Here is an 18,756-nt window from a genome sequence, read left to right as displayed (position 1 = left end):
CGCAGGACGCCCTCTTTCATATGCTGGCCATCAAGGCAGGGGGGACACCCCGACCCTATTGCAGACTGCCCACCCGCAACACTTGCTGCAACGCCCGCTCCTGCTCGACCGTCATCCCGGCCACCAGGGCCTGATCGTTATCCGCCAGCCACTGGGCCAGATCGGCCACCGTCTCCTCCAGCGGCCGAAAGTTGAGCCCCTGTACTATGGCCGCCTCGGCGCTGATGCGGCCATAGCCGGCATACTCAGGCTGCTCGTTGGGCAACAGGGTCGGGTAGCTCTGCCAGGGCTCGACACCGGCCGCCAGCAGCGCGGGCCAGGGCACCCACTCAGGTTGCGGCGCCATGGCGGGCGCGAGTCGGGCGGCGATGCGATCCACCCAGTCCGCCAGCGCTATGCCGGGCTTGAGCAGGTTGAAGATGCCCCCCAGCTGCTGCTCGGCGGCCCGCAGCACGAACTCGGCGCAGTCGCGCACGTCCAGGTATTGCAATCGATCCTGCCCCTCCCCCGGCAGCAGCCAGGGCCCCCCTTGCTGTATCCGCTTCACCCACCAGGCCAGACGGCCGGTCGGATCATAGGGGCCGCACAACACGCCGGGGCGCAGAATGCAGAGCCGCTCGCCCCAGCGAGCCCGATATTCGGCCTCGCACAACACCTTCAGGGGGCCATAGTCGGTGGGCGTCTCCCCGGCCCCTGTCTGGTGCAGCGGCGCCGACTCATCCATCCCCCGCAGGGCGAAGTCGCGATAGACGCTGATGGTGGAGATGAAGATCAGCCGCTCGCAGCGCCCGAGCAGGGCCGCCGAGAGGCTGGCCGCCTGCTCGGGCCGGTAGCAACAGGTGTCGATGGCCAGATCCCAGCCGGGCCCTTCCCCGTGCAGGGCGTGCAGATCCTTGTCCCTGTCACCGATGAGCTGAACCAGATCGCGCCAGTCCGGGTGCTGGCGATGACCCCGATTGAACAGGGTCACCTCGTGGCCCCAATCCAGCGCCAGCGAGGTGAGGTGGCGGCCCAGAAAACCTGTGCCGCCGATGATCAGCAGTTTCATCCATGTCCCTCCTGTCCGGCACTATTGGCTGTCTCGGGTATGACGCGCCTTGCATGCCGGTATTCATAGTGCCCCCACCCTACCCAAGTTGGTGGCGGGGTACAGCCTCCATGGCGCGGGGATGAGACTGTGATCACGGCAAGGCATGAGGAAAATAGTCTGGGAAAGGGAGGCAGGGAGCCCGGCCAGGCAAGGGAAGCGAGGCCTGCGTTTTGGCGCCGCCTGTGCTAAATTGCCGGGGTTTTCAGTCAGGATCCGCCATGAAGTTCGAAATCGACACCCTGGGTATCATCCGCTCTCCCTACAAGGAGAAGTTCGCCATCCCCCGCCAGCCCGGTCTGGTCAAGTCGGCCCGTGCCCGCCTCGAGCTGCTGCCCCCTTACGATCAACCGGATGTGCTGCGCGGCATTGAGCAGTTCTCTCATCTCTGGCTCAGCTTCGTGTTTCACCAGACCATGGAGCAGGGCTGGCACCCGACGGTGCGTCCGCCGCGGCTCGGCGGCAACGAACGGGTCGGCGTCTTTGCCACCCGCTCCACCTTCCGCCCCAACCCGCTCGGTCTGTCGGTGGTCGAGCTGCACGGGGTGGGTCGCGAGCGGGGCAAGCTGTGGCTGGATCTTGGCGCGGTCGATCTGCTCGATGGCACCCCCATAGTCGACATCAAGCCCTATATCCCCTATGCCGACAGCCTGCCGGACGCCCGTGGCGGCTTCGCCCCCGACGCCCCCACCCCGCCGCTGGCGGTGAGTTTCAGCCCGGAGGCGGAGCAACAGCTGCAACCCTGGCTCAAGGCCCATCCCGAGCTGCGCCTGCTGGTGAGCGAGGTACTGGCCCAGGATCCCCGTCCCGCCTACAAGAAGGGCAAGCCGGACGACAAGGAGTACGGGGTACGCTTGTTCGATCTCAACGTGCGCTTTCGCATCAACGAACCCGACTGCCTGGTGCAGGCCATAGAACCCGCCTGATCGCCAGGCGATGCGAGCAATAAAAAAACCACCCGAAGGTGGTTTTTTTATCACTCCTGATCCCTGTGCTCGGCGGCAATCTGCCTGAAAGCCCCCTCGCAGGCGAGGAAGGCATCGACCATGCCGGGATCGAAATGGCTGCCGCGCCCCTGCACTATGATGGCTTTCGCCTCTTCGTGGGTGAAGGCGGGCTTGTAGACCCGTTTTGAGATAAGGGCATCGTAGACATCCGCCACCGCCATCAAGCGGCCCGAGAGCGGGATCGCCTCCCCCGCCATGCCGGCCGGATAACCGCTGCCATCCCACTTCTCGTGATGGGTGAGGGAGATTTCGCGGGCCAGTCGCAGGAAGGAGTTGGAACCGAGCTGGGCCTCGGCGCTGGCCAGCGCATCGGCCCCTATCTGGGGATGGCGCTTCATGATGGCGAACTCTTCGTCGGTCAGCTTGCCCGGCTTGAGCAGGATCGCATCGGGAATGCCCACCTTGCCCACGTCGTGCAGCGGCGCCGACTTGAACAGCAGGTCTATGGTGGCGTCATCGAGGGGATAATGCTCGGCGTCGTGGCGGCTCAGGTGTTCGGCCAGCACCTTGACGTAGTGCTGGGTGCGGATGATGTGGGCGCCTGTCTCGTTGTCCCGGGTCTCCGCCAGCGAGGCGAGGCCGAGGATGGCCACGTCCCGGGTCAGGTTGAGTTCGTCGCTACGCGCCTTCAGCTCGCCGATCATCTGGTTGGTGCTGGCGGCGATCAGGCCGAATTCGTCATCCCGGGTCACCGGCACCCGCGCATCCAGATCGCCGCACTGCACCTGTGCCATGGTGCGTGTCTGGTGCATCAGGGAGAGGGTCAGATTGCGGCCATAGCCACGAATGATGAGCCAGAGGTAACAGAAGGTCACCGCCATCACGAAGGCGATTTCCAGCAATATGTAGTGCTGGGCATCGAGCCGCGACAGGCTTCTGTCCACCGTCGCCAGCCACTCCAGATCCTTGTTGAACAGCAGGAAGAAGACGCCCCCCAGCAGTGCGAGCGTGGTGAAGGTAAACAGGGAGAACTTGCGGGAAACCGGCATGGCCAGCGGCCGGGTCAGCACCAGCGAGCCCTGATGCTCCCGCAGTTTGGCCAGGTTCCAGTCCCGCACCAGCGACAGATCCGCCGCCACCAGAAAGCCCAGGGTGCTCATCCCCAATAGAATCTTCAGGTGACTCTCCAGCGGAAAATGGTACATGAGGCCGTTGTAGCCCGAGAGCAGCAGGGCCCCCAGCAGGTAGAAGCCCACCTCCAGCGCGAAGCCACCGAGCCCGCTGCCGGGCAGCACCAGCCGGTGCAACACCCGATCGCGCACGGCGAACATGATGGCGAAGACCAGCAGGGTGGGCCCCAGCAGCTGGGGCAGGGTCAGGCTCTCCAGAAACGGACAGACCTGCAACCCATAGAGGCAAAAGAGCGACAGCGTCACCCCGTAGTGCAGGGCGCAGCGCCCCGTGATTTTCTGCATGATTCCACCCTGACCGCTGTTTATTGTTATGACGGCGGGGATATGCCCCCGCCCCTCACAGGCGCCGCAGCAGCAGGCTCCCTATCGAATAGCCGGCGCCAAACGAGCAGAGCACGCCGCGGGCCCCCGCAGGAAGGTCGCGATTGTACAGATGGAACGCGATAATGGAACCCGCCGAGCTGGTGTTGCCGTAACTGTCGAGGATCACCGGCGCCTCCTGCTGGCTGGCATCGTGACCCAGCAGCTTGCGGCCGATGAACTGGTTCATGGTGAGGTTGGCCTGATGCAGCCAGAGCCGGCTCAGGGTATCCGCCGGCCAGCCCTGCTCGTCGAGCTGGCTGGCTATCTGATCGCACACCAGCGGCAGCACCTCCTTGAACACCTTGCGCCCCTGCTGGCAGAACAGCTTGTCATCGCCATAACGGGTGCGCGGGCTGAGCCGGTTCAGGAAGCCGAAGTTGTTGCGAATGTTGTTGGAGTACTGGGTCACCAGCTTGCTGGCCACCAGTTGCCAGGGATTGGCCACCTTGCAATCGGCCTCCCGCTCCAGCAGCACGGCGGTGCAGGCGTCGCCGAAGATAAAGTGGCTGTCTCTGTCCCTGAAATTGAGGTGGCCGGAGCAGATCTCCGGGTTCACCACCAGCGCCAGTTTGGCGCTGCCGGCCGCCAGCATGTCGGCTGCCGCCTTGATGCCGAAGGTGGCGGAGGAGCAGGCCACATTCATGTCGAACGCCATGCCACCTGCTCCCAGGTAGTGCTGCAGCTCGATGGAGAGCGCCGGATAGGGACGCGGCATGTTGGAGGCGGCGACTATGACCAGATCGATCTCACCCGGCTCGCGGCCAGCGGCGATCAGCGCCTGCTCGGCGGCGGCCACCGCCATCTCCACCATGATGGAGGGTTTGTCATCCGGGCGCTCTGCCATCAGCGGCTGCATGATGTCCGGATCCAGCACCCCTTCCTTGCTCACCAGATAGCGGCTCTTGATGCCGGAGGCCTTCTCGATGAACTCGCAGCTGGAGTGCTGCTTGGCGGGCAGCTGGCCCGCATCGATGGCGGAGGCATTCTCCTCGTTGTAGAGATCCACATACTGGTTGAAGGCGGCCACCAGCGCTTCGTTGCTGACGGCAAAAGGCGGGGTATAGAGGCCTGATCCACTGATCACGATAGAAGTCATCTTTGCTCCTGGCCGGGTTCGTTCCCGGCTTGTTGGCTTTTTAGGGTAGAGAGGTCATTACAGCTGATCGATCGCCGCGGCGAGACCGGCCAGAGTCAGCGGATGCATGCGCCCGCCAACCAGTTCATTCATCAACTTGATGGAGGGGTGCCAGAGCCACTCCCGGCGCGGGACAGGGTTGAGCCACACCAGTTTGGCATAGTGCTGCTGCAGGCGGGCGAGCCACACCTGACCCGCCTCCTCGTTCCAGTACTCGACACTGCCACCGGGCCAGGTGATCTCATAGGGGCCCATCTTGGCGTCCCCCACCAAGATCACCCTGTAGTCGCTGCCGTAGGTGCGCAGCAGCCGCAAGGTATCAAAACGCTCCTCGGCCCGGCGGTTGTTGTCCTGCCAGACGAAGTCGTAGAGACAGTTGTGAAAATAGAAGTACTCCAGATGCTTGAACTCGTGGCGCAGCGCCGAGAAGAGCCGCTGCACCTCGGCCACGTGGGCATCCATGGAGCCCCCCACATCGAAGAAGACCAGCAGCTTGACGCCGTTGTGGCGCTCCGGCCTCAGCTTCACATCGAGCCAGCCCTGACGGGCCGTGCTCTGGATGGTGCCGTCGAGATCCAGCTCGTCCGGGTTGCCCTGGCGCACCCAGCGCCTGAGCTTGCGCAGCGCCAGCTGGATGGCACGCTGCCCCAGCGGCGAGTCGTCGCTGAAGTTGCGATAGTGATGCAGCTCCCACACCTTGACCGCCTTGCCATGCTGGCCTTCGCCCCCCATGCGGATCCCTTCCGGGTGAAAACCGCCGTGGCCGAACGGACTGCTGCCCCCCGTACCCACCCACTTGTTGCCACCGGCGTGGCGCTCTTTCTGTTCGCTCAAGCGCTGGTTGAGGGTCTCCAGCAGCTTGTCGAGCCCGCCGAGGGAGGTGAGCAATGCCTTCTCCTCGGGGCTCAGCAGTCGCTCGAACTCCTGGCGCAGCCACTCATCCGGCAGGGTCTCGGGCAACAGGGGAGTGGCCTGCAGGCCGTCGTAATATTCGGCAAAGGCGCGATCGAAGCGATCGTAATGGGCCTCGTCTTTCACCAGCAAGCAGCGGGAGATCTGGTAAAAATCGTTCATGTCGACCGTGGCAAGCCCGGCCGACAAGGCCCCGTGCAGATCCAGCAATTCCCGCAGGCTGCAGGGCAGCTTGTAGCGACGCAGATGGAGGAAGAAGTCGATCAGCATTCAGCTACCGCGACGCGCCAGGAAGGCGAGCTTTTCGAACAGATGCAGGTCCTGCTCTGTCTTGAGCAGGGCGCCGTAGAGGGCAGGCACCAGCTTGCCAGGCTCACGGGTGCGCATCACCTCGGGGGAGATGTCGTCGGCCAGCAGCAGCCGGATCCAGTCCAGCAGCTCAGAGGTGGAGGGCTTCTTGCGCAGCCCGTCCACGCCCCGCAGTTCGAAGAAGAGCGCCATGGCCTCGTCCAGCAGCGCCGCTTTCAGGTTCGGATAGTGCAGATTGACGATGGCCTGCATCTCGGCCTTGTCAGGGAAACGGATGTAGTGGAAGAAACAGCGGCGCAGGAAGGCATCCGGCAGCTCTTTTTCATTGTTGGAGGTGATGATGACCACGGGGCGCTGGCGGGCCTTGATGCGCTCGCCGGTCTCATAGACGTCGAACTCCATCCGATCCAGTTCCAGCAGCAGGTCGTTGGGAAATTCGATGTCCGCCTTGTCGATTTCGTCGATGAGCAGCACGGGCCGCTGCTCGGCGGTGAAGGCCTGCCACAGCTTGCCCTGGCGAATGTAGTGGCTGATGTCCCCCACTTTAGGATCGCCGAGCTGGGAGTCCCGCAGCCGCGCCACAGCATCATACTCATACAGCCCCTGCTGGGCCTTGGTGGTGGATTTGATATGCCAGGCGATCAGCTCGGTGCCCAGATGGCGGGCCACGGCTTCGGCCAGCTCCGTCTTGCCTGTGCCGGGTTCACCTTTGATCAGTAACGGTTTTTCCAGCACTATTGCCGCATTGACCGCCATCTTCAGCGCCTCTGAGGCGAGATAGCGATCGCTTCCTGCAAATCCCATAACGTCCATTCCTTTGACGACAAGAGACCTTTTTGAGATCGAGGCCTCAGTAAGAAAGAATAAGCTCTATATCTTGTAATAACATATTGTTATAACAAATCGTCACTTCTCATTCAGAAACCACAGGGTAATCTTGTTTCATCGCCGTAACAAACAGGGATAGCACCATGAGCAAAATTTTTGAGGACAACAGCCAGACCATAGGTCACACCCCGCTGGTTCGACTCAACCGTGTTACCAAGGGCCGCGTACTGGCCAAGATTGAGAGCCGTAACCCGAGCTTCAGCGTCAAGTGCCGCATCGGCGCCAACCTGATCTGGGATGCCGAGAAACGCGGCGTCCTGACCAAGGGCAAGGAGATCATCGAACCCACCAGCGGTAACACAGGTATTGCTCTGGCTTTCGTGGCCGCCGCTCGCGGCTATCCCATCACATTGACCATGCCCGCCACCATGAGCCTGGAACGCCGCAAGCTGCTCAAGGCGCTCGGCGCCAATCTGGTGCTGACCGAAGGGCCGCTCGGCATGAAGGGCGCCATCGCCAAGGCCAACGAGATCCTCGAATCCGAGCCGGGCAAATATGTCCTGCTGCAACAGTTTGAAAACCCCGCCAACCCGGAAATCCACGAGAAGACCACGGGCCCCGAGATCTGGGATGCCACCGATGGTCAGGTGGACGTGTTCGTGGCGGGCGTCGGCACGGGTGGCACCATTACCGGTGTCTCCCGCTATCTGAAACAGACCAAGGGCAAGGCTGTGGTCTCGGTCGCCGTCGAGCCGAGCGAGTCACCCGTGATCAGCCAGCGTCTGGCCGGTCTCGAGATCAAGCCGGGCCCTCACAAGATCCAGGGCATTGGCGCCGGTTTCATCCCGGGCAACCTGGACCTGACCCTGCTGGACCGCGTCGAGCAGGTAAGCAGCGATGATGCCATCGAGATGGCCCGTCGCCTGATGGAAGAAGAAGGGATCCTGGCCGGGATAAGCTCGGGGGCCGCCGTGGTGGCCGCCGCCCGTCTGGCCGAGTTGCCGGAGTTTGCCGACAAGACAATCGTCGTCATACTGCCGAGCGCCGCCGAGCGTTATCTCTCCAGCGCCCTGTTTGCCGGGGTGTTCAGCGAGCAGGAACTGCAGCAATAGGTGATCGGATTCTTTCAAAACAACGGCGCTCCCAGGAGCGCCGTTTCTTTATGAGCTAGACTGAGCACTTGGCAGCGCCACTCGGCCCCTTATTTTTTGGGGTAAAATAACAAGCTGGCGGGCGACAAAAAAAGCAGACATTCCGTGATAAATCTCATATCCTGTGCGGCGTCACGAGGTGTTTGCCGACTAGGTATCACAAAGTAACAAAGTGTTATTTTTCGTTATAAAATAATTTCAAGCCAGTATTTATGCGGCTTGTAGCGCGATAACGGAAAAGAGTTTGGGCAGACACCGAATACTGCACAGAAAATTGACCTGGATTAAACCATTGCAGGTCTGATTTCGTTACTTTACAACATATCCATACTGACACGGTGAGATAAGGAAGCGTCAAAAGCATCCATCTCTCCAAAAAATATCAATAATATGGGGTGAAACCATGTACGAGAAGTCTGTTGTTATCACTGCTGAAAACGGTCTGCACACCCGTCCGGCAGCTCAGTTCGTGAAAGAAGCCAAAGAATTCCAAAGCGAGATCACTGTGGTCTCCGGTGGCAAATCCGCCAGCGCCAAGAGCCTGTTCAAGCTGCAGACTCTGGGCCTGACCAAAGGCACCAACGTGACCATCCAGGCCGACGGCCCGGACGCTCAGAAAGCCGTTGAGAAGCTGGTTGCCCTGATGGACGAGCTGGAGTAATCCAGCTTTACTCCTCCCCCACAGTCGTTTTAATAGGAAGGATTATGATATCTGGCATTCTTGCGTCCCCCGGTATCGCATTCGGTAAGGCGCTTCTTCTGAAAGAAGATGAAATCGTTATCAATCAGGGCAAGATTTCTGCTGACCAGATTGACGCCGAGATCAACCGCTTCCTCGAAGCCCGCACCAAGTCAGCTGCCCAGCTGGAAGCCATCAAAGCCATGGCTGGTCGCACCTTCGGTGAGGAAAAAGAGGCCATCTTCGAAGGCCACATCATGCTGCTCGAAGATGAGGAGCTGGAAGGGGATATCAGATCCTTCATCAAAGACAACAAGGCCACCGCTGATAAGGCCGTCTACGAGGTCATCGAGCAATACGCCAAGATGATGGCCGATCTGGACGATCCCTACCTGCGCGAGCGCGCCACCGACTTCCGTGACATCGGAACCCGTCTGGTGAAGAACGTGCTGGGCATCGCCGTTGTCAACCTGAGCACCATAGACGAAGAGGTCATCCTGGTCGCCAAAGACCTGACCCCGTCCGAGACTGCCCAGATCAACCTGAAATATGTGCTGGGTTTCGTTACCGACATCGGTGGCCGTACCTCTCACACCTCCATCATGGCGCGCTCCCTGGAGCTGCCGGCCATAGTGGGCACCAACGACATCACCGAGCGCGTCAACAATGGCGAGATGCTGATACTGGATGCGATCAACAACCAGATCATCATCAACCCGACCGCCGAGCAGCTGACTGAAGCCAAGCAGTTCCAGGCCCAGTTCCAGGCCGAGAAGGACGAGCTGGCCAAGCTGAAAGACCTGCCTGCCATCACACTGGATGGTCATCAGGTTGAAGTCTGCGCCAACATAGGTACCGTCAAGGATACCGAAGGTGCCATCCGCAATGGCGCCGAAGGCGTGGGTCTGTACCGTACCGAGTTCCTGTTCATGGACCGTGATGCGCTGCCGACCGAAGATGAGCAGTTCAAGGCCTACAAAGAAGTGGCAGAGGCCATGCCGGATCAGCCGATCATAGTCCGTACCATGGACATTGGCGGCGACAAAGAACTGCCTTACATGAATTTCCCGAAAGAGATGAACCCCTTCCTGGGCTGGCGTGCCGTGCGTATTTTCTTCGATCGCGAAGACATCATGCATGCCCAGCTGCGGGCCATATTGCGTGCGTCTGCCTTCGGCAAACTGCGCATCATGTTCCCGATGATCATCTCCGTCGAAGAGTTCCGTAGCCTGAAGGCCACCGTAGAGAAGCTGAAAGCCGAACTGCGCACCGAAGGCAAAGCCTTTGATGAATCCATCGAAGTGGGTATCATGATCGAGACTCCGGCTGCTGCCGTGATGGCTCATCATCTGGCTAAAGAAGTGGATTTCTTCAGTATCGGTACCAACGACCTGACCCAGTACACCCTGGCCGTCGACCGTGGTAACGAGATGATCTCCGCCATGTACAACCCGCTGTCACCCTCCGTCCTGACGCTGATCAAGATGGTTATCGACGCTTCCCATGACAATGGCAAGTGGACCGGTATGTGTGGTGAGCTGGCTGGTGACGAACGCGCCACACTGCTGCTGCTGGGTATGGGTCTGGATGAGTTCTCCATGAGCTCCATCTCTGTACCGCGTATCAAGAAGCTTATCCGCAACACCAACTTCGAAGATGTGAAGGCAATGGCTGACCAGGCTCTGAGCTATGCAACCGCCGCCGAAATCGAAGCCTGTGTAGATAACTTTATTAAGCAGAAGGCAGTCTGCTAAGATCGGCTGCAAACAGCGACAATCATCTCTAGGAGCTTTTACTATGGGTCTGTTTGATAAACTGAAGAAACTGGTTTCCGACGATAGCTCTGATACCGGCGGCATCGAAATTTTTGCCCCGCTGTCAGGGGAAATCGTGCCGATCGAAGATGTGCCTGACGTTGTCTTCGCCGAGAAGATCGTCGGCGACGGTATCGCCATCAAGCCGGCTGGCAACAAGATGGTTGCACCGTGCGATGGCACCATCGGCAAGATCTTCGAGACCAACCATGCGTTCTCGCTGGAATCCGACTCAGGTATCGAGCTGTTCGTTCACTTCGGTATCGACACCGTTGAACTGAAAGGTGAAGGCTTCAAGCGCATCGCTCAGGAAGGTCAGAAGGTCAAGCGCGGTGATACCATCATCGAGTTCGATCTGGCCATCCTGGAAGCGAAAGCCAAGTCTACCCTGACGCCTGTGGTCATCTCCAACATGGACGAGATCAAAGAGCTGATCAAGATGACTGGCGCCGTGACCGTGGGCGAGACCCCGGTGATCCGCATCAAGAAATAATGCGCTCTGGCTGGTGCCAGTGACTGCAACAAAAAACCGAAGCCAAGCGCTTCGGTTTTTTTATGGGCCGTGCTGACCATTGACGCCGGGCTAGGTCTTGCCAAATACCACCCGATTGCGCCCCTGCGCCTTGGCCTGATACAGGGCCCGATCGGCCACCAGCAACAGGTTGTCCAGGCTCTGCCCGGCAGCCAGGGTGGCGCAGCCAAAACTCATCGTCAGCGAGAAATGGTGATGGTGCCAACTCATGGGGCTGGCAGACAACAGCTGACGCAGCTGCTCCGCCCTGGCAAGCACCTGCGTGGTGTCCGCTCCCGGCAGGATCAGCAGGAACTCCTCCCCTCCCCAGCGAGCCAGACACTCGGCCCCCTGCAGCTGCTCTTCCATGATGCGGGCAACGCCACACAGGGCAGCATCCCCGGCGGGATGGCCATACCTGTCATTGACCTGCTTGAAGTGATCGATATCGCACAGGATCACCGAGAACATGTGGCCCTGCAGCCAGAGCGCCTGCAACTGCTGCTCGGCACCGCGCCGGTTGCCGAGCTCTGTCAGCGGGTCTGTACAGGAAAGGCGACTCACCTCCTCTATCATGCAGTGCAGATCGTGAATGTCGCGAAACGTCACTATGTGCCAGCCGGGCATGGCATCGGCAGTAAGCTGGGCCGTGATGGTGAACCAGCGCCGCTGGCCACTCTTGCAATAGATCTGGATGGCCATCTCAGCCACGGACGAGCCATTGGCCAGACTGGTCATGACAGCCTGATTCCAGTCCTGGATGGCCTGGGTTCTGCTCTGCTCGTCGTGATACACAGTCGCAAACCAGGCGGTCATGTCGGGCAGGTCGGCCAGGGTGTAACCCAGTTGCGCCGAGAAGGCCTGGTTCACAAACCTGTGATGACGCACGGGGATGTCCGACAGCGTGGTCGGTATGGTGCCAAGGGTGTCACCACAAATCGCTTCCGAAATGAGGATTGGAAACGGGATCACGTCAAAGGATCGAAACAGGATCTGCTGCAATTCGGTCAATATCGCCGACTCGGATATGTTCAAGGCCATTCCCTTACCAATATTTCACTCAAAAGTAAGTGAGTCTGCCGACTCGGTAAACTGGATCATGGCGTCGTTCGGACCGCCTTGGTCGCAGCGCTTTCTCCCGGCTGCCACTCCTGATAGGGACCATGGATGCCGGAGTAGATCTGGCCCAGCTGGCCGGTGGCCCTGAGCCTTTCGATGGACTGCGTCAGGAAGCGGTCCACCGCGTCGCCTCTCTCCCCCTTGGGGATGATGAACACATCGTCAAACTCGCCAAAATAGACTCGATGGATATTGGTCAGTCCCATCTTCTTGAGTGCAAAATCCGCCTCCTCCTGCGCCCAGAGGAAGGCATCGATACGGCCCCTGCTCAACTTGCCGAGGGACTGCTCGATAGAGAGGGAACGCTTGACCGAGAAGGGCCAGAAGTCGCTCACCCCCTCGATGAGCAGGTCGCGCTTGGTGTACTCGTAACCGAGCACCATGGCCGGAGTGATGGGAGCGGCGCTGTTGCTGTAGAGCACATGGGTCACCTTGCCGAAGGTCACCGAACTGAAGCGATAGGGCAGCATGGACTCGTCGATATAGGGATTGCGCAGGGCGGGCAGATTGAAGTCCGCCTCCCCCACCACCACGCTGCGCGTCGCACGCGACATGGGGTAGACCATCACGCTCACCTCAACCCCGTCATCCAGCGCGGCTATGGCCTTGACCAGATCGACGAAGGGGCCGCTCCCATCGGAATCGATGAGCCCAGGCAAGAGCCCCAGATAGGCGGAAAAGTGCGATGGATGCTCAGGCTCTGCCGCAGAGAGGCGATCGCTGCCACTGCCCGCCACGCCAAGCAGAATTGCGCCCAGCATGAGCAGCAGCACAGCGCCCAACCCAAGATGTTTCATGACCAGATCCTCATCAGCACTGCCGTTACCAGAAGCATAGCCCTGCGCAGAGAGGAGCCTCGCCGGGCACCGCCTGAGAGATGAGAATAAAATGTTAAAAAGTTATCGAGATCAAAGTTTGGTCGAACAGGACTTGTAACATGGAGATGGATGCAAGGAGGTCCGGGCACAGGAAGCAGCCCGGATGAATAAAAAGTGATGCAATGAGTGCCCAGAGAAGGACATGAACATGTTGAAGAATACCGAACAACGTTACGGCAGCCTGAGTATCGGCCTGCACTGGCTGACCCTGCTGCTGATGATCGCCGTCTACGCCCTGATGGAATTCAGGGACATCTTTCCCAAGGGCTCGGCCGGGCGCGACCTGATGAAGGAGTTTCACTTCATGGCGGGCTTGCTGATCCTGGCACTGGTCGTGGCGCGGTTGCTGGTGCGTTTCAGCAGCCCCTCACCCCGTATAGTGCCCGAACAGTCTCCCCTGATGCTCAAGCTGGCTCAGCTCGCCCATCTGGCGCTGTATGGTTTTCTGATCCTCACCCCGCTGCTGGGCTGGCTGCTGCTGAGCGCAGGCGGCAAGCCCATCCCCTTCTTCGGGTTCGAACTGCCCGCCCTGATTGCGCCGGATGATGGCATTAAGGGAACGATAAAGGAGCTGCACGAGACGCTGGCCAACATAGGCTATGCCCTGATCGCCCTGCACGCCGTTGCCGCCATCTATCACCACCATGTGCTCAAGGACAACACACTGACCAATATGTTGCCCGAGCGGAAATAAGCACATGTCTGGAACACGCCAACAAAAAGGCCCCTTTGACAGGGGCCTTTTGCCATGGCTGAAACATCACCATCAGGGCAGCACCACCCGGCTCTCGCCGCCGCCGAGGGCCTCGACCCGGATCTGCACACCGATCCGCTCCACCAGGGTCTGCACGTGGGAGATGACGCCTATCTGGCGGCCGGCCGCCTGCAGCGAGTCCAGGCTGGAGAGCGCGAGATCCAGGCTGTCCGGATCCAGGGTGCCAAAGCCCTCGTCGATAAACAGCGACTCTACCTGGGTCTGGCGCGACGAGAGGCTGGAGAGGGCCAGCGCCAGCGCCAGCGACACCAGGAAGCTCTCGCCACCTGAGAGGGAGTCCACGGATCGCACCTCGTCCCCCATGTCGAGATCCACCACCTGCAGCGCCAGATCCGTGCCGGGTACCCGCTCCAGCCGGTAGCGCGGCGACAGCTCACCGAGCTGGGCATTGGCCTCCAACAATAGACGTTCGAGCGTAAGGCTCTGGGCGAAGGTGCGCAGCTTGGCGCCGCTGGCGGAACCGACAAGCTCGGACAGCTGCTGCCAGTGATCCGCCACCGCCTGCTGGCGGCTCAACTCCTCTTGCAGGGAGCCCGCCTTGAGGGCAGCCGCCTCGGCCTGGGCCAGGGTGCTCTTGCACTGGAACAGTTGCTCTTCCAGCTCGCGGCAATGGGCCTCGCTGGCCCCCAGGCGCAGGCCAAGATCCTGTGCAGAGAGGGCGGTCAGCTCGCCGTGATGCTCGCGATAACGCGCCAGCTTGACCTCCTCCAACGCCAGCGCCCGCTGGCGTTCGGCCAGCCGGGTACGGGCCTCGGCCAGGGCGTCGTCCAGCTGCTGCAAGGCGACACGGCGAGCCTTGAGCTCATCCGGCCCCATGGCCAGCAGCCGCCGCAGATCATATTCGGCGATGCCCAGGGTGCTGGCGTGCGCCGCCCAGCGTCCCAGCACCTCGCGCCGGCGACGGCTGCTCACCTGCTTGTCCTGCTCAAGGTGAGTCAGCCTGGCCTTGAGCTCGGTCTGTTTCTCCCGGGCAATCCGCAAGGCGGCCACCGCCTCCTCGAGCTGGCTGGCGGCATGTGACAGCCGCCGTTGCCATTCGCCTTCGACCTCGGCGACAGGGCGGCCTCCGAGGCAGGCCTCGCGGCTGGCGAGCAAGCCGTGGCGCTGCAACTCGGCCTCCTTGTAGTCGCGCTCCAGCTTGTGCAGCAACGCGTTCTGGCTCTGCACCCGCGCCTCCTGCGCGCTCACGCCCGGCGTCAGGCTGGCGAGTTCACTGCCAAGCTGCTCCCACTCGCGCTGCCCCTGCAGATAGGCCTCGCAGGTCTGCTGCCATTCGAGCCACTGCCGGCTGCCGAGCCACTGGCGCCAGGGTTCGGCCCCCATCTGTTCATCGAGTCGAGCCTCTCCCTGCATCAGACGCTGGCGCAGTGCGGCCTCCTGCTCAGCCAGCGCCTTGAGTTCGGCCTCCCACTCTATCTTCTGCCGCTCGGCCTCCTGCCACTGCTGTTCAAACTGCTGATGACGGGCAGTCAACTGGGTCAGCTGATTGCGCAGCCCCATCAACAGCTGTTGCCCCTGCTGGGCCTGCTGCAGTTGGCGCTGGCCGGCCACCAGACCCAGCTCCAGGGTCTCTCCCTGTGCCAAGAGATGCGCCAGCAGATCCGCCCACTCAGCCGGACTCTGGCGCAAGGGCAGCTCATGCCCCAGCAGGGTATTGCCGCCCAGTTGCAACCAGCGCTGGGTCAGCTGTTCGGATCTCGCCTCAAGCTCAGGCTGGCGCTGCTGACGGGCGGCCAGCTGACGGGCCAGTTCCACCCGCTCGCTCTCCCCCTGAATATGTTGATGATTGAGCCGCTCCCACTCCAGTTCCAGCTGACGGGCACGCTCGGCCAGTTGCGCCAGTATGCCGGCCACCTGCGGCTGGCTCTGGCTATAGGGGTGCTCCTCGGCGCCGCAGAGCGGGCAGGGAGAGCCATCGCTGAGCACGTGACGGTACTGCTCCAAGCTGGCCACGGCGCGAGCCTGCTCCAGGGCATGGCGCGCCTCGCCACGCTGGGTGGCGAGCCGTTCCAGCGCCGGCACCAGCTCATCGCGCTGACCGGCCAGGCGGTGCAGATGTTGCTCGAGCAGCGCCATCTCTTGCAGCAAGCGCTCCTGTTGCTCGCTGTGATTGCGGCCCGCCTCCGCCAGCTCCAGCAGTTGCCGCACCCGCGCCAGCTGCTCGGTCTGGGCCTGCCGCTGCTCCTGCGCCCTGGCGACCTGGCCGTCCCACTCCTGCGCCTGCAACTGATCGTGCTGCTGTTGCAGCCGCGTGCGCTCCTGCAGCCAGTAGTCCCGCTCCTGCTGACCCTGCTCCAGCCGGCTGTTGAGATCCCGCAGGGCATGGCCCTTGTGCTCACGACTCTGCAGCAGATGTTGCAGCTGATCCCGACCCTCGGCCCAATCCTGCATGGCCGCCAGCAAGGGTTGCCACTGGCGCGCCAGGGGTGCCAGCGCCTTGCGCTCGTCCAGCCAGAGTGCCCATTGCTGGCGGCGTGTCTCGAGTGCCTGCACCCGGCCCGCCTGCTGTTGCCACTCCTGCTGCAGCGCCAGTTGCAGGGTGCGCGCCTGCGCCCCCTGCTGCTGGACGTCCTGCAACTGGCTGCCCTTCTCCCTGATGCGGGTATCCAGCTCCTGCGCCCGCTTGAGCTCGGGTTGCAGCGCCCCCCATTCACGCTCGGCGGCTATCTTGTCGGCCAGCAGTTGCTGCTCGCGCAGCGCGGCCTGCTGCTGTGCCAGTTCAACCTGTGCCAATTCGGGCCCCAACTGGCCGATTAGCTGCTCCTGCTGCTGCACCTCCAGGGTGAGACGCGCCAGCTCGTCGTGATCGGCGCGGGCCACCTGGGCCTGCTCGGCGCGGGCAAACTCCTCCCGCTCGGGCGCTGCCTGGGCGTGAGCCGCTTCGGCGGCGGCCAGTGCCGCCTGCCCCTCCTGACAGGCCAGCAACTGGGCGGCGATGCGATCGTTGAGATCGCGCAAGTCCTGCAACAGCTGGCGCTGCTGCTGCTCGTGCTTGAGGCCGGTGGAGAGACTCAACTGTTGGGTGACCCACTGCTCGCGGGTCGCCTCGTCCATCAGCGCCACGTCGCCGAGCCGTTGCCCTATGGCGGCCAACTTTTGCTGCTCCTCCCGCGCCCGCTCATGGGTCTGGATGGAGATGGCGGAATAGAGCTCGGTGCCCGTCATGCGCTCGAGCAGGGCGGATCGCTCGTCGGCACTCGATTTGAGAAAGGCGGCAAACTCCCCCTGGGGCAGGATCACGGCGCGGCGGAACTGCTCCCAGGAGAGCCCCACCAGCTCGTCGATGCGATCCTGCAGCTCCCGCTTGCTGCCGGAGAAGACCTGGCCCGACGCCACGTCAGTCAGGCTGCGCTCCTGAGCCTGAAAGCGCCCCTCGGAGCGGTTGCGGGCCCGCCGCACCGCCCAGCGCGCCAGCCAGATGCGACCGTCACAGCCGCGAAACTGCACCTCGGCACAGCCGCTGGCGTGGCCACGGCTGAGGATGTTTTTCACATCATTGGCGGTTAACTTTTCTTTTTCGTCTTCATCCGCTCGGCCAATTTTCTCAACATTCTTGCGGTTGGCGATAAAGCGCGGCATCTCGTCGTACAGCGCCAGACAGATGGCATCGAGCAAGGTGCTCTTGCCGGCGCCCGTGTTGCCCGTGATGGCAAACAGACCGGCGGCGCCGAGCGCCCCCTTGGTAAAGTCGATGGTGAAGGCCCCGGTCAGACTGGCCAGGTTCTCACCGCTGAGGGACAGGATCTTCATGCGCCGGACTCCTTCACCTGTTGCAATATCTCTTCAAACGAGGCCACCAGTTCGGCCCCGGGTTCACCGTCAAACTGGCGCTGATAGCAGAGCCGGAACACCTCCGTGGGGGAGAGCTCATCCAGCCTGCGCTGGTTCTGGCCATCGGCCAGCCCCTGCCCGGATCCCAGATAACGGGTGCTGATGCGGGCCAGGCGCACCGGCTTGCCGGCCATGGCCGCCAGAATGCGCTCGCGGATGCGGGCCTCAGGTCTGGGCAACAATAGTCGTACTTCGAGGAAGGGCTGTGCTTCTTGTTGGCAAGCGGGTAGCGCCAGCGCCTCGATGGCCTTGAGCGCCCCTTCCAGTTCGCTCTCTGGCAGCCGGATCATCTCCACCGCGCGGGGCACAGGGAGCCGCTCCAGCCCCACCAATTGGCCCCCCTCAAATGTCACTTCCAGCACCTGATGGTTGTAGTTGGCCTCGGCGAGCGAGAGCGGCAACGGCGAGCCGCTGTAGTGCACGCCGGGGGCCGGGCTCTGGGCCAGATGCAGGTGCCCGAGCGCCGTATAGTCGGCGGCGGCGAAGATGTCGGCCGGCAGGGCATGCTGGTTGCCGCCAAGCACCCGCCGCTCGGAGAGCTCGGAGAGCTGGCCCGCCGCCAGATAGGCGTGACCCATAGCGATCAGCGCCTGATCGGGCTCGCAGCGCGCCCGCCCGGCACTCAGCACCTCTTCATAGACCTGACGAACCCCCTCGATCAGCCGATCCTGCCCCTCTTCAAGCTGCTCGACCCTCAGGTCGCTGCTGCGCAGGAAGGGAACGGCGGCGCACCAAGCGGCTATCTTGCCCTCCTTGTCTTGCAGCGGCACCAGCAGGCGATCTGTCTCAAGCCTGCCATCACTGTCCCGGCTGATGCTGCCCACCAGATGCAGGTCGAAGGCCCGCAGCAGCTCGTGGGGCGCATCCAGCTTGGAGGGAGAATCGTGATTGCCGCCGATCAGCACCATGTTGAGGCGGGGCATCTCGGCCCGCAGCCTCGCCAGGAAGCGATAGAGCTGCTGCCAGGCGCTGGCGGGAGGGTTGGCGGTGTCGAACAGATCGCCCGCCACCAGCAGGGCGTCGATCTGCCGCTGCTTGATGGTATCGGTCAACCAGTCGAGAAAGGCGTCGTGTTCGAAACGGCGTTCATGGCCATGGAGTTGATGGCCAAGGTGCCAGTCGGCTGTGTGCAGGATCTTCATGAGAAAACGGCTCGAAATGGAGGAGTGGTGCCCACGGCACCCAATGCAGACAAGATGAGGATACGCCACCCTTTTTTCAAGC

15 protein-coding genes are annotated in these 18,756 nt (G+C 61.9%); 6 read left to right on the top strand and 9 right to left on the bottom strand.

All coding sequences use genetic code 11. The features are described 5' to 3' along the window. Window positions 1-55: 55 nt before the first annotated feature. On the bottom strand, window positions 56-1,048 hold the full coding sequence (locus CK910_RS11865; RefSeq protein ID WP_098983209.1) for an NAD-dependent epimerase/dehydratase family protein: 993 nt from the start codon (window positions 1,046-1,048) through the stop codon (window positions 56-58). 260 nt (window positions 1,049-1,308) lie between these two features. Here CK910_RS11865 and tsaA point away from each other — a divergent pair, with 260 nt between their 5' ends. Beyond that, window positions 1,309-2,013 (top strand): tRNA (N6-threonylcarbamoyladenosine(37)-N6)-methyltransferase TrmO, encoded by a 705-nt coding sequence (tsaA, locus tag CK910_RS11860; RefSeq protein WP_098983207.1) that lies wholly within the window; start codon window positions 1,309-1,311, stop codon window positions 2,011-2,013. Between the two features lie 50 nt (window positions 2,014-2,063). Here the strand turns inward: tsaA and CK910_RS11855 are convergent, their stop codons facing one another. From CK910_RS11855 to CK910_RS11840, 4 genes are read right to left on the bottom strand one after another with little or no spacing between them, the layout of a single operon-like run. Next, on the bottom strand, window positions 2,064-3,509 hold the full coding sequence (locus tag CK910_RS11855; RefSeq protein ID WP_098983204.1) for an HD domain-containing phosphohydrolase: 1,446 nt from the start codon (window positions 3,507-3,509) through the stop codon (window positions 2,064-2,066). 55 nt (window positions 3,510-3,564) lie between these two features. Beyond that, window positions 3,565-4,686 carry a beta-ketoacyl-ACP synthase III gene (locus tag CK910_RS11850; protein WP_098983201.1) on the bottom strand — a complete coding sequence of 374 codons (1,122 nt, stop codon included), beginning with the start codon at window positions 4,684-4,686 and terminating at the stop codon, window positions 3,565-3,567. A 57-nt stretch (window positions 4,687-4,743) separates the two neighbouring features. Next, window positions 4,744-5,907 carry a vWA domain-containing protein gene (locus CK910_RS11845; RefSeq protein ID WP_098983199.1) on the bottom strand — a complete coding sequence of 388 codons (1,164 nt, stop codon included), beginning with the start codon at window positions 5,905-5,907 and terminating at the stop codon, window positions 4,744-4,746. Then, on the bottom strand, window positions 5,908-6,750 hold the full coding sequence (locus CK910_RS11840) for an AAA family ATPase (RefSeq protein ID WP_098983196.1): 843 nt from the start codon (window positions 6,748-6,750) through the stop codon (window positions 5,908-5,910). Window positions 6,751-6,917: 167 nt separating this feature from the next. On the opposite strand from CK910_RS11840, the gene cysK reads away from it, so the two are divergent. The 4 genes from cysK to crr all read left to right on the top strand — a co-directional run bounded on the left by cysK (window position 6,918) and on the right by crr (window position 10,911). Next, the gene (gene cysK / locus CK910_RS11835) at window positions 6,918-7,886 is read left to right on the top strand and encodes a cysteine synthase A (protein WP_042871008.1); all 969 of its coding nucleotides are present in this window, start codon (window positions 6,918-6,920) and stop codon (window positions 7,884-7,886) included. A gap of 442 nt (window positions 7,887-8,328) precedes the next feature. After that, complete coding sequence (locus CK910_RS11830; RefSeq protein ID WP_005303128.1) at window positions 8,329-8,586, top strand: HPr family phosphocarrier protein; 258 nt, start codon at window positions 8,329-8,331, stop codon at window positions 8,584-8,586. Window positions 8,587-8,630: 44 nt separating this feature from the next. Next, on the top strand, window positions 8,631-10,358 hold the full coding sequence (gene ptsI, locus CK910_RS11825; protein ID WP_021139119.1) for a phosphoenolpyruvate-protein phosphotransferase PtsI: 1,728 nt from the start codon (window positions 8,631-8,633) through the stop codon (window positions 10,356-10,358). A 43-nt stretch (window positions 10,359-10,401) separates the two neighbouring features. Beyond that, window positions 10,402-10,911 (top strand): PTS glucose transporter subunit IIA, encoded by a 510-nt coding sequence (crr, locus tag CK910_RS11820; protein WP_042871003.1) that lies wholly within the window; start codon window positions 10,402-10,404, stop codon window positions 10,909-10,911. Window positions 10,912-11,001: 90 nt separating this feature from the next. On the opposite strand, the gene CK910_RS11815 is transcribed toward crr, so the two are convergent. After that, window positions 11,002-11,970: a sensor domain-containing diguanylate cyclase gene (locus tag CK910_RS11815; protein WP_378081546.1), complete on the bottom strand. Its 969-nt coding sequence runs from the start codon at window positions 11,968-11,970 to the stop codon at window positions 11,002-11,004. Between the two features lie 56 nt (window positions 11,971-12,026). Beyond that, window positions 12,027-12,845 carry an ABC transporter substrate-binding protein gene (locus CK910_RS11810; protein ID WP_098983190.1) on the bottom strand — a complete coding sequence of 273 codons (819 nt, stop codon included), beginning with the start codon at window positions 12,843-12,845 and terminating at the stop codon, window positions 12,027-12,029. 229 nt (window positions 12,846-13,074) lie between these two features. Between CK910_RS11810 and CK910_RS11805 the strand changes: the two genes are divergently transcribed. Beyond that, window positions 13,075-13,620, top strand: a complete 546-nt coding sequence (locus CK910_RS11805; RefSeq protein WP_098985065.1) for a cytochrome b — start codon at window positions 13,075-13,077, stop codon at window positions 13,618-13,620. A gap of 72 nt (window positions 13,621-13,692) precedes the next feature. Here CK910_RS11805 and CK910_RS11800 read toward each other — a convergent pair whose 3' ends face one another. Both CK910_RS11800 and CK910_RS11795 read right to left on the bottom strand, forming a co-directional pair. Next, window positions 13,693-17,451, bottom strand: a complete 3,759-nt coding sequence (locus CK910_RS11800) for an AAA family ATPase (RefSeq protein WP_098983187.1) — start codon at window positions 17,449-17,451, stop codon at window positions 13,693-13,695. After that, on the bottom strand, window positions 17,448-18,674 hold the full coding sequence (locus CK910_RS11795; RefSeq protein WP_098983184.1) for an exonuclease SbcCD subunit D C-terminal domain-containing protein: 1,227 nt from the start codon (window positions 18,672-18,674) through the stop codon (window positions 17,448-17,450). The genes CK910_RS11800 and CK910_RS11795 overlap by 4 nt, the downstream gene beginning before the upstream one ends. Between the last annotated feature and the right edge of the window lie 82 nt (window positions 18,675-18,756).

Source organism: Aeromonas sp. CA23 (assembly GCF_002587065.1).
GTDB lineage: Bacteria > Pseudomonadota > Gammaproteobacteria > Enterobacterales > Aeromonadaceae > Aeromonas > Aeromonas bestiarum.
This window is presented reverse-complemented; position numbering and strand designations above follow the sequence as displayed.

What these genes read in the sequence shown, in the direction of transcription:
- CK910_RS11795 (WP_098983184.1), bottom strand. Translation starts at nt 18,674, where the DNA reads ATGAAGATCCTGCACACAGCCGACTGGCACCTTGGCCATCAACTCCAT.
- crr (WP_042871003.1), top strand. Translation starts at nt 10,402, where the DNA reads ATGGGTCTGTTTGATAAACTGAAGAAACTGGTTTCCGACGATAGCTCT.
- CK910_RS11840 (WP_098983196.1), bottom strand. Translation starts at nt 6,750, where the DNA reads ATGGGATTTGCAGGAAGCGATCGCTATCTCGCCTCAGAGGCGCTGAAG.
- CK910_RS11845 (WP_098983199.1), bottom strand. Translation starts at nt 5,907, where the DNA reads ATGCTGATCGACTTCTTCCTCCATCTGCGTCGCTACAAGCTGCCCTGC.
- CK910_RS11865 (WP_098983209.1), bottom strand. Translation starts at nt 1,048, where the DNA reads ATGAAACTGCTGATCATCGGCGGCACAGGTTTTCTGGGCCGCCACCTC.
- CK910_RS11850 (WP_098983201.1), bottom strand. Translation starts at nt 4,686, where the DNA reads ATGACTTCTATCGTGATCAGTGGATCAGGCCTCTATACCCCGCCTTTT.
- CK910_RS11805 (WP_098985065.1), top strand. Translation starts at nt 13,075, where the DNA reads ATGTTGAAGAATACCGAACAACGTTACGGCAGCCTGAGTATCGGCCTG.
- CK910_RS11800 (WP_098983187.1), bottom strand. Translation starts at nt 17,451, where the DNA reads ATGAAGATCCTGTCCCTCAGCGGTGAGAACCTGGCCAGTCTGACCGGG.
- CK910_RS11810 (WP_098983190.1), bottom strand. Translation starts at nt 12,845, where the DNA reads ATGAAACATCTTGGGTTGGGCGCTGTGCTGCTGCTCATGCTGGGCGCA.
- ptsI (WP_021139119.1), top strand. Translation starts at nt 8,631, where the DNA reads ATGATATCTGGCATTCTTGCGTCCCCCGGTATCGCATTCGGTAAGGCG.
- CK910_RS11815 (WP_378081546.1), bottom strand. Translation starts at nt 11,970, where the DNA reads ATGGCCTTGAACATATCCGAGTCGGCGATATTGACCGAATTGCAGCAG.
- CK910_RS11830 (WP_005303128.1), top strand. Translation starts at nt 8,329, where the DNA reads ATGTACGAGAAGTCTGTTGTTATCACTGCTGAAAACGGTCTGCACACC.
- CK910_RS11855 (WP_098983204.1), bottom strand. Translation starts at nt 3,509, where the DNA reads ATGCAGAAAATCACGGGGCGCTGCGCCCTGCACTACGGGGTGACGCTG.
- tsaA (WP_098983207.1), top strand. Translation starts at nt 1,309, where the DNA reads ATGAAGTTCGAAATCGACACCCTGGGTATCATCCGCTCTCCCTACAAG.
- cysK (WP_042871008.1), top strand. Translation starts at nt 6,918, where the DNA reads ATGAGCAAAATTTTTGAGGACAACAGCCAGACCATAGGTCACACCCCG.